13 protein-coding genes are annotated in these 12897 nt (G+C 41.5%); 6 read left to right on the top strand and 7 right to left on the bottom strand.

Going from position 1 to position 12897, the window contains the following annotated elements:
• The first annotated feature begins 47 nt into the window (after positions 1-47).
• The 6 genes from epd to ABZP26_RS12985 all read left to right on the top strand — a co-directional run bounded on the left by epd (position 48) and on the right by ABZP26_RS12985 (position 7360).
• Entirely contained in the window at positions 48-1061 is a 1014-nt protein-coding gene (gene epd / locus ABZP26_RS13010; RefSeq protein ID WP_016900482.1) for an erythrose-4-phosphate dehydrogenase, read from the top strand.
• Between the two features lie 50 nt (positions 1062-1111).
• Entirely contained in the window at positions 1112-2287 is a 1176-nt protein-coding gene (locus tag ABZP26_RS13005) for a phosphoglycerate kinase (RefSeq protein WP_016900480.1), read from the top strand.
• A gap of 211 nt (positions 2288-2498) precedes the next feature.
• Complete coding sequence (gene fba / locus ABZP26_RS13000; RefSeq protein ID WP_008111197.1) at positions 2499-3563, top strand: class II fructose-bisphosphate aldolase; 1065 nt, start codon at positions 2499-2501, stop codon at positions 3561-3563.
• Positions 3564-4182: 619 nt separating this feature from the next.
• A complete protein-coding gene (gene phoB, locus ABZP26_RS12995; protein WP_013465747.1) occupies positions 4183-4872 on the top strand; it encodes a phosphate regulon transcriptional regulator PhoB in 690 nt (229 codons plus the stop codon).
• Positions 4873-4965: 93 nt separating this feature from the next.
• Positions 4966-6312, top strand: coding sequence for a phosphate regulon sensor histidine kinase PhoR (phoR, locus tag ABZP26_RS12990; RefSeq protein WP_016900478.1), 1347 nt, complete (start codon positions 4966-4968; stop codon positions 6310-6312).
• Between the two features lie 79 nt (positions 6313-6391).
• Entirely contained in the window at positions 6392-7360 is a 969-nt protein-coding gene (locus tag ABZP26_RS12985; RefSeq protein WP_013465745.1) for a PstS family phosphate ABC transporter substrate-binding protein, read from the top strand.
• Between the two features lie 68 nt (positions 7361-7428).
• Here ABZP26_RS12985 and ABZP26_RS12980 read toward each other — a convergent pair whose 3' ends face one another.
• From ABZP26_RS12980 to dksA, 7 genes are all read right to left on the bottom strand, one after another.
• Positions 7429-7668, bottom strand: a complete 240-nt coding sequence (locus tag ABZP26_RS12980; protein WP_013465744.1) for a hypothetical protein — start codon at positions 7666-7668, stop codon at positions 7429-7431.
• A 30-nt stretch (positions 7669-7698) separates the two neighbouring features.
• Positions 7699-8547: a pantoate--beta-alanine ligase gene (panC, locus tag ABZP26_RS12975; RefSeq protein WP_368485041.1), complete on the bottom strand. Its 849-nt coding sequence runs from the start codon at positions 8545-8547 to the stop codon at positions 7699-7701.
• Positions 8547-9341 carry a 3-methyl-2-oxobutanoate hydroxymethyltransferase gene (panB, locus tag ABZP26_RS12970; protein WP_368485040.1) on the bottom strand — a complete coding sequence of 265 codons (795 nt, stop codon included), beginning with the start codon at positions 9339-9341 and terminating at the stop codon, positions 8547-8549. Before panB ends, panC begins: the two co-directional genes overlap by 1 nt.
• Before the next feature lie 30 nt (positions 9342-9371).
• Positions 9372-9857 carry a 2-amino-4-hydroxy-6-hydroxymethyldihydropteridine diphosphokinase gene (gene folK / locus ABZP26_RS12965; RefSeq protein WP_028835714.1) on the bottom strand — a complete coding sequence of 162 codons (486 nt, stop codon included), beginning with the start codon at positions 9855-9857 and terminating at the stop codon, positions 9372-9374.
• A 3-nt stretch (positions 9858-9860) separates the two neighbouring features.
• A complete protein-coding gene (gene pcnB, locus ABZP26_RS12960; protein WP_024602358.1) occupies positions 9861-11159 on the bottom strand; it encodes a polynucleotide adenylyltransferase PcnB in 1299 nt (432 codons plus the stop codon).
• 305 nt (positions 11160-11464) lie between these two features.
• A complete protein-coding gene (gene gluQRS / locus ABZP26_RS12955) occupies positions 11465-12361 on the bottom strand; it encodes a tRNA glutamyl-Q(34) synthetase GluQRS (RefSeq protein ID WP_013465739.1) in 897 nt (298 codons plus the stop codon).
• A gap of 13 nt (positions 12362-12374) precedes the next feature.
• Complete coding sequence (gene dksA / locus ABZP26_RS12950) at positions 12375-12818, bottom strand: RNA polymerase-binding protein DksA (RefSeq protein WP_013465738.1); 444 nt, start codon at positions 12816-12818, stop codon at positions 12375-12377.
• Positions 12819-12897 lie beyond the last annotated feature (79 nt).

The raw sequence follows: 12897 nt of genomic DNA, 5'->3' as shown, positions 1-12897 counted from the left end.
GCGACGCTGCCTTTCTCTGTACGTAACTAGAGTGGATTTTATATTTCATGGCAATCAAACTTGCAATTAATGGTTTTGGTCGTATTGGTCGAAATATTGTCCGTGCACTATACGAATCAGGCTTAAGCGACGAGATCAAAATTGTTGCAATTAACGAACTAGCCGACCCTGAAGCTATTGCCCATTTATTAAAATACGACACCTCTCATGGTCGTTTTGCTTTTCCAGTTAAACTAGGTGAAGACACTATCAGCGTTGCTGATGACACCATTGCGTTATTTTGTGAACAAAATCCAGTTGAATTACCGTGGCAAACGTTAGATGTTGACGTGGTGCTTGAATGTACGGGGGTTTACCACTCACGTGAGCATGCACAGTTACATTTGACTGCGGGTGCAAAAAAGGTGCTGTTTTCACATCCTGCGGATAATGATGTTGATGCCACTATTGTTTACGGTATTAATGACGATGAGCTTAAAAGCGAGCATACTATTGTCTCTAATGGCTCGTGTACCACCAACTGCGTTGTTCCTGTTATTAAAGTACTCGATGATGCCTTTGGCATTGAATCAGGTGCTATTACGACCATTCATGCGTCAATGAACGATCAGCAAGTGATTGATGCGTATCATCATGATTTACGCCGTACGCGTGCCGCCAGCCAGTCTATTATTCCTGTAGATACAAAATTAGCCCGTGGTATAGACCGTATTTTACCTAAATTTAAAGGTCGTTTTGAGGCCATTGCGGTCCGTGTACCGACCATTAATGTGACGGCGATGGATTTAAGTGTCACGGTTAATGCAGATGTAGATTTAAGTGCGGTTAATAATGCCCTTAAAGCACAAGCTAAAGACCGCCTTGAAGGTATTTTAAGTTACACCGAAGAGCCGTTGGTATCGGTTGATTTTAACCATGACCCACATTCTTGTATCATAGATGGCACACAGACACGTGTTAGTCATAAACGACTGATAAAGTTATTAGTTTGGTGTGATAACGAGTGGGGGTTTGCGAATCGCATGCTCGATACCGCGCGTGCTATGATGGCATTTAAGTAATATTTAAAACGTATTTTTCAGGTTCAGTATCGTTAACTAAGGAGATGTTCATGTCGGTCATTAAAATGGCAGATTTAGATTTAAACGGCAAACGCGTATTAATTCGTGAAGATTTAAATGTACCCGTTAAAGCAGGAAAAGTGACGTCAGATGCACGTATTCGTGCTGCGTTACCTACTATCAAACTAGCGTTAGAGAAAGGCGCGAAAGTGATGGTTATGTCACACCTTGGCCGTCCTACGGAAGGGCAATACGAAGAAGAGTTTTCATTGGCTCCGGTTGTCGATTACTTAAATGATGCACTTGAGCAAACAGTTCGCCTAGAAAAAGATTACTTAAACGGCGTTGATGTTGCAGATAACGAAGTCGTTGTTTTTGAAAACGTGCGTTTTAATAAAGGCGAGAAAAAAGACGACGAAACCTTATCAAAGCAATTAGCTGCATTATGTGACGTGTACGTAATGGATGCTTTTGGTACTGCGCATCGTGCACAAGCATCAACGCATGGTGTAGGTTTATTTGCTGATGTAGCGTGTGCCGGTCCATTATTATCGGCTGAACTTGAAGCGCTAGGCAAAGCACTTGATAACCCAGCACGCCCATTAGTGGCGATTGTGGGTGGCTCTAAAGTGTCAACTAAGTTAACCGTACTTGATTCGTTATCTAAAATTGTTGACCAGCTTGTTACGGGTGGCGGTATTGCTAATACCTTTATTGCAGCTGCAGGTTACCCTGTAGGTAAGTCACTTTTTGAGGCTGACTTAATGGACGAAGCTAATCGCTTATGTGCAGCAGCAAAAGCTAACAATGGTGAAATTCCAGTACCGACTGATGTCGTCGTGGGTAATGAATTCTCAGAATCAGCTGTAGCAACACTTAAAGATGTAAGCGAAGTTACCAGCGACGATATGATTTTTGATATTGGTCCTGATACAGCAAACAAACTTGCAAAAATTATTGCTAATGCGGGCACCGTTGTATGGAATGGCCCAGTCGGTGTTTTTGAATTTGATCAGTTCGGTAATGGTACACGTGCTATTGCCCAAGCAATTGCTGATTCAAAAGCGTTTTCAATTGCAGGCGGTGGTGACACTTTAGCAGCAATTGACAAGTACGGCATTAGTGACAAAGTTTCGTATATTTCTACCGGTGGTGGTGCTTTCTTAGAGTTTTTAGAAGGTAAAAAACTGCCAGCAGTAGTGATGTTAGAATCACGTGCTAAGTAATACGTAAAGTATTAGCTAGCCGTTAGGCAGATGTGGAGTGTCCGCATCTGCTACACTTAACTGATAAATACCTCTCACTTTTATTTATTAGTTATTTAATTCGAATTTTAGGCATTGAGCTTTAAGGTTCGAGGTGCAGTTATTGCACCAAACTAACAAATCCGTTCAAACTAGATAGTTTAATGACTATCGATAAATTGGAGAATACCCAATGGCTTTAATCAGTATGCGACAACTTCTGGATCATGCCGCTGAGCATGGTTACGGTGTACCCGCGTTTAATGTAAATAACCAAGAGCAAATGCGCGCAATTATGGAAGCGGCTGATAAAACAAACAGCCCTGTTATTGTGCAAGGTTCTGCGGGCGCACGTGCGTATGCCGGTGCACCTTTTATTCGTCATATGATTTTAGCGGCAGTTGAAGAATGGCCACATATCCCCGTGGTTATGCATCAGGATCACGGTACATCACCGGGTGTATGTCAGCGTTCAATTCAGTTAGGTTTTTCATCAGTAATGATGGATGGCTCGTTAATGAGCGATGGTAAAACTCCGTCAAGCTACGATTACAACGTTGATGTAACACGTAAAACAGTTGAAATGGCACACGCATGTGGTGTTTCAGTTGAGGGTGAGCTGGGTGTATTAGGTTCACTTGAAACCGGTGAAGCGGGTGAAGAAGACGGCGTTGGCGCTGAGGGTAAACTTACCACAGAGCAAATGCTAACGAATCCAGAAGAAGCAGCTGATTTTGTAAATAAAACCCATGTTGATGCGCTGGCTATTGCCTGTGGTACATCACACGGTGCCTACAAATTTACGCGTCCACCAACCGACGACATTTTAGCAATTGATCGTATTAAAGAAATTCATGCGCGTATTCCAAACACGCACTTAGTAATGCATGGCTCGTCTTCTGTACCACAAGAGTGGTTAGAAGTGATTAACCAATACGGTGGCGAAATTCCTGAAACATACGGTGTGCCAGTTGAGCAAATTGTTGAAGGGATTAAATACGGTGTGCGTAAGGTAAACATTGATACTGACTTACGTTTAGCGTCTACCGGTGCAATCCGTCGTCATTTAGCAATGAACCCGTCTAACTTCGACCCACGTAAGTTTTTAGCCGCTGCAACACAAGCGATGACTGATATTTGTATCGCCCGTTACGAAGCGTTTGGTACTGCGGGTCAAGCAAGTAAAATTAAGCCAATTTCATTGGATGAAATGCACCTTAAATACTTAAGCGGTGAGTTAAACCCAAAAATAAAATAATGAGCCAATAACGGCGATACTCTCGCACTCATTATAAAAAGCCAGTTGCTTACGCACTGGCTTTTTTGATCTGTAAGAGATCAGTATTTTACTTACCGATAAATCTGGGATCACTCGATTACTAACTAACCTTATCTGGGATCATTACTTTACTAAGTGAAGGGCTTAAAGTGACGCATTTTGTACTTTTAAGTGTCGAACATCATAATTAATGGATAAAAATCACACAGTAAATCATTGGTTTAGCTTTGTTAGTGGGTAAAATAGTGATCCAAAAAGGGATCTGCTTGATAAAACTCTGATCCTTGTATTTAAGATCTTAATAAACCTGATCTAAATAGGTGCCGACTTTTATTATTAAGCCTAAAAATAGCTGCTAGTTAGTAATTTGATGATCCCAAGTTAATATCATAAATAATGCCTTTAATAACGACTCACTTTACTGCAAACCACTTTTTTATTTACTGCTTAAGATGATAAAAATATGACATATTCAATTTTTTGTTACTATTTTGTGTTTTTTTTAGTCTCATTTTAATTTAGACGTTACACTTTAATAAAAATGTCATACTTAGTCATAATAATGAAACCTACTCAATAGCCTAAGAGATAAATTGGAATGTCACGTAAAGTATTAGTCGTTGATGACGAAGCACCTATCAGGGAAATGTTGGTTTTTGTTTTAGAACAAAATGGCTTTCAAGCCATTGAGGCAGAAGATTATGATTCTGCAATAGCCGCAATGGTTGAACCTTATCCAGATATGGTGTTACTCGATTGGATGCTACCTGGTGGTAGTGGAATTCAAATTGCTAAAAAATTCAAACAAAATGAACACACACGCCAAATCCCTATCATTATGCTGACTGCTCGCGGCGAAGAAGAAGACAAAATACGCGGTTTAGAAGTGGGCGCTGATGATTACGTTACTAAGCCGTTTTCACCTAAAGAGTTAATGGCGCGTATTAAAGCGGTTATTCGCCGAGTAGCACCTACCTCTTTAGAAGAAGCAATTGAAGTGCATGGCCTGCGCTTGGACCCTATTTCGCATCGTGTTACCTCAGGGGGCAGTGAGCTTGATATGGGGCCAACCGAATTTAGACTGTTACACTTTTTTATGACCCATCCAGAGCGTGTTTACAGCCGTGAGCAACTGCTTGATCATGTATGGGGCACGAATGTGTATGTTGAAGACAGAACCGTAGATGTTCATATTCGTCGCTTGCGTAAAGCGATTGCTACGCTTGGACATGACCGCTTAGTACAAACGGTACGCGGAGCTGGTTATCGCTTTTCGAGTAAACTATAGTGTGCTTACAATTAAGCTTACTTAGTTAAGTAGCAATCTATTAACCTAGTTCAGTCAACTTGTCTGCTAGCGTTTATAAGGTAAAGAGCGTGTATGTATCGAGTTATTAACAAGCAGGCGCTAACAAAGCGGCTGTTTGTCTATTTTATACCTTTACTTTTAATTGGGGTGCTTATTGGTGCCCCATTTTTGATGTTGTTTTTGGGCGCTTTTTCACTACTTATGTGGCATTACCATCAACTTTATCGGTTAAGTGATTGGCTGCATAACCAGCGCAGTTTTAACCCACCAGAAGGTGAAGGGTCGTGGGAGCAAGTATTTGAAGGCATCTATCAGCTGCAACATCGTAATCGTAAAAAGCGTAACGAACTGGCAGAGCTGATACGCCGTTTTCGTGACGGTGCTGAGGCGGTGCCTGATGCTGTTGTTGTATTGCAAAACGATTTATCAATTGTGTGGTGTAATCAACTTGCACTCAAAGTGTTAGGGTTACAATGGCCGGTTGATCATGGTCAGCGTTTAGATAACCTTATTCGCGATCCTAAATTTGCTAAATATATGCGCCGTAAAGAGTTTAGCGATGCACTGGAGCTCGAAAGTGGCCACAGTGTAGAGCAAGTACTTGAGTTTAGGGTGATGCCTTATGCTAACACTCAGTTATTGGTGGTAGTACGCGATGTCACTCGTTTAAAGCAACTTGAGCAGATGCGTAAAGACTTTGTTGCTAATGTGTCTCATGAGCTCAGAACCCCTTTAACGGTTGTTACCGGCTACCTTGAAATGCTCGACAGTGATTCGCTCCCTCCGCCTGCAATGTGGAATAAAGCACAAACTACCATGCTAGAGCAATGTAAACGCATGGATAGTTTAGTGAATCAGTTACTTTCTTTATCACGTATTGAAGGCGCAAAACGCCACAGTAATGATAAGGCAGTAAAGGTACCGCAATTGCTAAAACTGATTGAAACTGAAGCACAGTCTATAAATCAAGATAAAGGCCATCAACTTATTTTTAATATTGATGCGTCACTTGATATTACCGGTGCTGAGGATGAGCTCAGAAGTGCGTTTTCAAACTTAGTATTTAATGCCATTCATTATACTAAGCCAGGTGGTAAAATTGAGGTGTGTTGGCAGCGCAACAATGAACAGGCATGTTTTAGTGTTACCGATAATGGTGATGGTATTGCACCAGAGCATATAAATCGCTTAACTGAGCGTTTTTATCGGGTCGATAAAGCCAGAAGCCGCACCACAGGTGGCTCAGGATTAGGCTTAGCAATTACTAAACATGTACTTACTCGCCATGGTAGCCAATTAAAAATTAACAGTGAACTGGGTAAAGGCTCCTGTTTTTCTTTTGCGTTTTCAAGCGATAGGCTGATCTCTATTTCGCCATTAGTGACGAGTAATACTGCTAGTCATAAAAGTGTCATTTAAGAGTCATACCATTGTCATGTACTCACTTTAGAGTGAACCGCAGTTAGGAAATGGGACGAACAAACTGGAGAACCCCAAAATGAAATTTAAAAACTTAGTTGCCGCAATGGGTGTGGCTGTTACAACATTTGTATCTGCGCAAGCAGTAGCATTAGAAGACGGTATGCCTGAGTATCAAAAAATTAGCGGTGTATCAGGTAACTTTTCATCGGTAGGGTCTGATACGTTAGCCAACATGATGACCTTTTGGGCTGAAGAATATAAGCGTATTTACCCAAATGTAAATATTCAAATTCAAGCAGCAGGTTCGTCTACTGCGCCACCAGCATTAACAGAAGGTACGGCAAATTTAGGTCCAATGAGCCGTGCTATGAAGTCGAAAGAAATTGAAGCATTTGAAAAGCGCTATGGCTATAAGCCAACACAAGTACGTGTAGCAATTGATGCATTGGCGGTATTTGTTCATAAAGATAACCCAATTGAAGGGCTGCGTATTGACCAAATCGATGCTATTTTCTCATCAACACGTAAATGTGGCGCACCAGAGCAAGTAAACCGCTGGAGTGATGTTGGTCTAGAAGGTGATTGGGCTGCAAAAGACGTGCAATTATATGGACGTAACTCAGTATCAGGGACTTACGGTTACTTTAAAAAGAAAGCCTTATGTAAAGGCGATTTTCGTAATAACGTGAACGAGCAACCGGGTTCAGCTTCTGTTGTACAGTCAATTTCAGCATCACTAAATGCCATTGGTTATTCTGGCATTGGTTATAAAACATCGGGTGTGCGTACTGTTCCGTTATCTAAAAAAGGTACTAACTTTGTTGATGCCACGCTTGAAAACGTAGCTCAAGGTAAATACCCACTTTCACGTTTCTTATATGTTTATGTAAATAAACACCCAAATAAGCCACTTGGCCCAGTTGAAGCTGAGTTTTTAAAGATGGTACTTTCGCAAGAAGGTCAAAAAATTGTAGAAAAAGATGGTTATGTGCCACTTTCTGCAAAGCTAGTTGAAGTTGAGTTGAAAAAGTTAGGCTTAAAATAAACCGCTAATAATTAAAAAACCGCTCAAATGAGCGGTTTTTTTTGGTTTACAATTTATGCCGATTGATATTAGTCAGCTTTACTTAAGTTTTCAGCTTGTACTTTGCATTGATTATACGCTTCGATGCATTTAGATGAGCAAACCTGTGACTTAAGGCTGTCGGTGGTTGTTTGTTGTTCACAGCTGGTTTCGCATTGATAACTTTGCTGAGCGCATTGGTTAAGTGCTGGATTACCTGCTTGGCTTTGGCACCCTGCCAATGCTGCAAAAGAAAAAGCCACTAGAGTGGTTTTAATAAAAGTTTTCATACTTATCCTTAAAGTGAGGCTACACCAGTATTAAACTTCAACCTGTATATTGTCGATTAATCTAACACTTCCTAAAAAGGCGGCAGCTAAAATAACAAATCGTGTATCTTCGAGTGTAGCAGCTTTTAATGTATCTCGTTGAGCTATCGAAAAATAATCTGGTTTTAGCCCTGCGCTTTCTAAAGTCGCTTTAGCATCAGCTTCAAGAGTAGCAAACGCTTTATTTCCGCTTTTTAGTTGCTGCGCACAGCGATTTAAAGTGTTGAATAAAATCGTAGCGGTTTGCTTTTCATCACTTGATAAATACCCATTGCGTGAGCTCATGGCAAGGCCGCTAACTTCACGCATCGTTGGCACACCAATAATTTCTACTGGTATCGACAAATCACGGGCCATTGTTTTAACAACTTGCAGCTGCTGAAAGTCTTTTTCACCAAAGCAGGCGTAATCAGGTTGGACTAAGTTAAATAGTTTAGTGACAACTGTTGCTACACCTTTAAAATGACCAGGACGTGAGCCGCCGCAATAGCCCATCGAAATACCTGGTACATCAACAAAACTTTGCACCCCTAAGCCATTTGGGTAAATAGCCTCTACACTGGGGATAAACAAAATATCCGTTTCAAGATCGGCTAAACCTTGTTTATCGGCATCTAAGGTACGCGGATAATTGTCTAGATCTTCGTTAGCACCAAATTGCATCGGGTTAACAAAAATACTAACAACGACTTTGTCGGCCAGTGTTTTTGCTTTTTCTACCAACGAAAAGTGACCGCGGTGCAGGTTACCCATAGTAGGTACTAGTGCAACACTTAAACCCGCTTGGCGCCAAGCTCTTATTTGACTGCGTAATGATTTAATTTCAGTGATTGACTGCATTATTTAAACTCGTGTTCAGCGCTTGGAAAAACGCCGCTTTTAACATCGTTACAATACTTTTTAACAGCGGCAGGCATGTTGCCTGTTTCGAGTAAAAAGTTTTTTGAAAATTTAGGAATGTAGCCTGCAGAAATACCGACTAAATCGTGCATAACCAAAATTTGGCCATCGGTTACATTGCCCGCACCAATCCCTATAGTCGGAATGCTTAATGAGTCAGTAATACGTTTTGCTAAGGCACTTGGAATACACTCAAGCACGAGTAGTTGAGCACCCGCTGCCTCTAATGCTTTTGCATCGGCAATAATTTTTTGCGCTTGTGCTTCTTCACGGCCTTGAATTTTAAAACCACCAAATACGTGCACAGATTGCGGCGTAAGCCCTAAATGCCCACACACCGGAATACCTTGCTGAGTAAGTGATTTAATGCTGTCATGTAGCCATTCACCACCTTCAAGCTTGATCATATTAGCACCTGCGCGCATGAGCTCTGCGGCATTTTTACACGCATCATTTGGATTTGCATAGGTCATAAACGGTAGGTCGGCAATAACAAATAGGTCACGGCTTCCAGCGCGAACACAGCGAGTATGGTACGCAATTTCTTGGTTTGTCACAGCGAGTGTGTCTTCGCCACCTTGTAATACCATTCCCAAAGAATCACCGACTAAAACAACTTCAACGCCATTCTCATGAAATAACTTAGCAAAACTGGCATCATAAGCTGTTAACGCAGTGATTTTATTACTTTCAGCCTTCATTTTATTCAAAGTTGAAACGGTTATTTTAGACATAATATTCTCGCAGACATAAGCCTTAGTTAATTACAGCGGTAATTGTTGTAAGTCGTTAAGCGGTAGGTTATTTGCTATCTGTTTGATAGATGCGCCGCTTGGTAAAATAAGTTCGGGTGCAATTTCTTGCAGCGGGTAAACAACAAACTCTCTCTCGTTTAATCCGTAATGAGGCACCGTTAAACGTTTAGTATTTATAACCTGCTCACCAAATAATAAAATATCAATATCCAGTGTGCGTGCGCCCCAACGCTCAGCCTTTCTGACTCGACCATGCTCCAGCTCTATGGCTTGCGTTAAATCAAGTAACTGCTCTGGCTGTAGGAAGGTATTGATACAGGCAACCGCGTTCACATAATCGGGTTGATCTTGTGGCCCCATAGGCTTGCTCGCATAATAATGTGAGCAAGCGATAAACTCGCTGTTAGGCAAGTTTTTAAGTGCAACAACAGCATCATCAAGTTGTTTTTTAGGTGTATTAAGGTTGGCACCTAAGCCTAAATAGACACGTTGCATTCTTTACTCAGCTGGTTTTTTAGTGGTGCGCCGACGAGGACGCTTACGTGGTTTTGGTCCACCTTGATGACCTAGCTCTCGCACCATTTCTTTTTGGCCATTAATATCTTGACTCAAGTACTGTGTCCACCACTGTGCAAGCTCTGTATGCTCAGTTTCACCGGCATCAACACGCAGTAGTAAAAAGTCATAAGCGGCTTTAAAACGAGGCTGCTGTGTTAAGCGATAGGCACGTTGGCCTGCACGTTTGTCTAAACGTTGTTGAATATGCCAAATATCACGGGCGCCTAACGTAAAGCGTTTTGGCACTGCAATATGCTGAGCGTTCTCACTAAGTACTTTATTAATTGCTTGGGCAAAGGCATCGTATTCAGAGAGTTGTTCTTGACGTCGAATTTTTTCAGTACGTTCAACCAATGGAAACCACAGTAACGCTGCAAATACAAACGCAGGGGTGACTTTTTTCTCTGCATTAATGCGAATGTCAGTGTTTGCAAACATTTGCTTGATGAAGGTTTCTTCAAGCCCGCCTGGGTTTTTATCTAAAATTCGGTCAAGTTCTGGGAACAACGATTTAAATAACCCGTATTTGCGCAGCATTAAAAAGTTTTGTTGTGCTTTGCCGTTTAAAAACAGCTTGAGTATTTCTTCAAACAAACGTGCCGGTGGAATGTTATCAAGCAAGCTAGCTAAAGCGGTTATTGGCTTTTCGCTTGCAGGTGCTATTTGCATATCGAGTTTAGTAGCAAAGCGCACTGCACGAAGCATACGCACGGGGTCTTCACGATAGCGTGTTTCAGGATCGCCAATTAACTCAATTTGTTTTGCCTTTATGGCCGCTAAACCATTGGCGTAATCATAAATACAAAAATCATTGATTGAGTAATATAAGGCATTGATTGAAAAATCACGACGCTCGGCATCTTCTTCAATGCTGCCAAATACGTTGTCGCGAAGTAGTTGCCCATGTTCGCTTGATTGGCTAATTTGATTTTTGTCTTCTTGTGCTTCGTGATGGCCGCGCATGGTGGCCACTTCAATAATCTCACGACCAAAAACAATGTGTGCTAAACGAAAGCGGCGGCCAATTAAACGGCAGTTACGAAACAGTTTTTTAACTTGCTCAGGGGTTGCATTGGTTACAACATCAAAATCTTTGGGTTGTTGACCTAACAATACATCGCGAATGCAACCACCAACTAAGTAGGCATCATAGCCACCATCTTTTAGGCGATAGAGTACTTTGATTGCATTTGGGCTAAATTGTTTGCGAGAAATACCATGCTCACCTCGAGGGATCACCAACGGTTCACTGCTGATTGCGACATCTTCGGCACTGGCATTCGGGCCGATAATTTGTCGACAAAATTGAAAAAGCTTGGAAATAATAGTCTGTCTCCTAGAGAAGCGGTTGATTGACTCGCCATTGCAATCAAAATGACAACAAGTACCTTCTCATAGAGCTGTACTTACTGTTTTATGTAATTAGCATATATTTAGGCGGCTATCATATACCAGCAAGGTGGAAAAATTAAGTTGCAGTGCTGAAATTAAGCCATTTTTAACGATTTTATTTGAATTTGTTATACCCAATCCGCGAAAGAGCGTTAAATCTGTATTTCACGCGTAGTGGGAACGCGGCTTAAGTTAAAATGTGCTACGCCCCAAGCAAGTAATTGCTCTGTGGTTAAATCCATAAGTTGGTCGTGGGTTGGCAAACCTAAAAAGTTAAATACCGCTATCAAAGTTGGTTTGGGATTTTGTTTGCAAATAGCGGGGGCGTAATTTTGTTTAGAGAGTTTAAATCCGGGTTTTGCTACCGCTAAAGGTAAATGAGCAAATTCTGGAATAGGGTTATTAAGTTGCTTAAACAGACTTATTTGACGGGCGGTAGGTTCAAGTAGATCAGCGCCTCGTACAATTCGATTGATCCCTTGCTCAATGTCATCAATAACCACCACCAGTTGATAGGCAAATAAACCGTCGCTACGTTTTATAATGTAATCTTCATGGGCCAGAGCAGGGTCAACGTCAATACGCCCCTGAATAAGGTCGTTATAAGTCACGGTTGCATGGCATTGAGTTAAGCGAAGGGCATGACCCTGTTCACTGAGTTGGCTATGTTTACATTGCCCTTGATAAATTCCACCTAGCGCTTTTATTTGCTTACGAGAGCATTGGCAGGCATAAATAAGGTGTTGTTTTGACAGTGAGTTTACTGCATCTTGATAAATAGTAAGACGCTGTGTTTGATACACAACGTTTTCATCCCAATTAAGGCAGTAGGCGTCTAAGGTATTTAGGATATCGGTGGCTGCGCCTTTAACAACGCGAGTGGTGTCTATATCTTCAATGCGTACTAACCATTTCCCTTGGTTAACTTTTGCATCTAGGTAGCTACCTACAGCCGCCACAAGTGAGCCAAAATGTAACGGCCCCGAAGGAGACGGTGCAAATCGGCCGCGATAGTCAGATACTTGCGCGGTAACGGCTGTAGAAGACATGGCTATAACTTAATTAGCCGCGTCCAGCTTGTTTTTCTTTAATTTCGGCAAGTGTTTTACAGTCTACGCATAAATCAGCAGTAGGACGTGCTTCTAAACGACGAATGCCAATTTCAATGCCACAAGACTCACAAAAACCAAACTCGTCTTCTTTAATTAAGTTGATTGTTTTTTCAATTTTCTTAATTAATTTGCGTTCGCGGTCACGAGTACGAAGCTCTAATGAGAACTCTTCTTCTTGTGCTGCGCGGTCAACGGGATCAGGAAAGTTAGCTGCTTCGTCTTGCATGTGTGACTTAGTACGATCAACTTCGTTCCGTAAATCATTACGCCAAGTTTCTAAAATTGTTTTAAAATGAGCACGTTGTGCTTCATTCATGTACTCTTCACCCGGTTTTTCTTGGTATGGTTCTAAACCGGCTTGAGCCAATAAACCATGTCTTTTTTGGTCTGGCATAACTCTCTCCTAAATCCTTAATTTAATGCCTCAGCATTAGCCGGCGGTATAAATAACAGAAACTCATACCCTAGGCAAA

Source organism: Pseudoalteromonas sp. SD03 (genome assembly GCF_040937955.1).
GTDB classification, from domain to species: Bacteria; Pseudomonadota; Gammaproteobacteria; order Enterobacterales; family Alteromonadaceae; genus Pseudoalteromonas; species Pseudoalteromonas tetraodonis.
Note: the sequence above shows the minus strand (reverse complement) of the source record. Positions and strands in the feature narration are given on the sequence as shown.

What these genes read in the sequence shown, in the direction of transcription:
- epd (WP_016900482.1), top strand. Translation starts at nt 48, where the DNA reads ATGGCAATCAAACTTGCAATTAATGGTTTTGGTCGTATTGGTCGAAAT.
- ABZP26_RS13005 (WP_016900480.1), top strand. Translation starts at nt 1,112, where the DNA reads ATGTCGGTCATTAAAATGGCAGATTTAGATTTAAACGGCAAACGCGTA.
- fba (WP_008111197.1), top strand. Translation starts at nt 2,499, where the DNA reads ATGGCTTTAATCAGTATGCGACAACTTCTGGATCATGCCGCTGAGCAT.
- phoB (WP_013465747.1), top strand. Translation starts at nt 4,183, where the DNA reads ATGTCACGTAAAGTATTAGTCGTTGATGACGAAGCACCTATCAGGGAA.
- phoR (WP_016900478.1), top strand. Translation starts at nt 4,966, where the DNA reads ATGTATCGAGTTATTAACAAGCAGGCGCTAACAAAGCGGCTGTTTGTC.
- ABZP26_RS12985 (WP_013465745.1), top strand. Translation starts at nt 6,392, where the DNA reads ATGAAATTTAAAAACTTAGTTGCCGCAATGGGTGTGGCTGTTACAACA.
- ABZP26_RS12980 (WP_013465744.1), bottom strand. Translation starts at nt 7,668, where the DNA reads ATGAAAACTTTTATTAAAACCACTCTAGTGGCTTTTTCTTTTGCAGCA.
- panC (WP_368485041.1), bottom strand. Translation starts at nt 8,547, where the DNA reads ATGCAGTCAATCACTGAAATTAAATCATTACGCAGTCAAATAAGAGCT.
- panB (WP_368485040.1), bottom strand. Translation starts at nt 9,341, where the DNA reads ATGTCTAAAATAACCGTTTCAACTTTGAATAAAATGAAGGCTGAAAGT.
- folK (WP_028835714.1), bottom strand. Translation starts at nt 9,857, where the DNA reads ATGCAACGTGTCTATTTAGGCTTAGGTGCCAACCTTAATACACCTAAA.
- gluQRS (WP_013465739.1), bottom strand. Translation starts at nt 12,361, where the DNA reads ATGTCTTCTACAGCCGTTACCGCGCAAGTATCTGACTATCGCGGCCGA.
- dksA (WP_013465738.1), bottom strand. Translation starts at nt 12,818, where the DNA reads ATGCCAGACCAAAAAAGACATGGTTTATTGGCTCAAGCCGGTTTAGAA.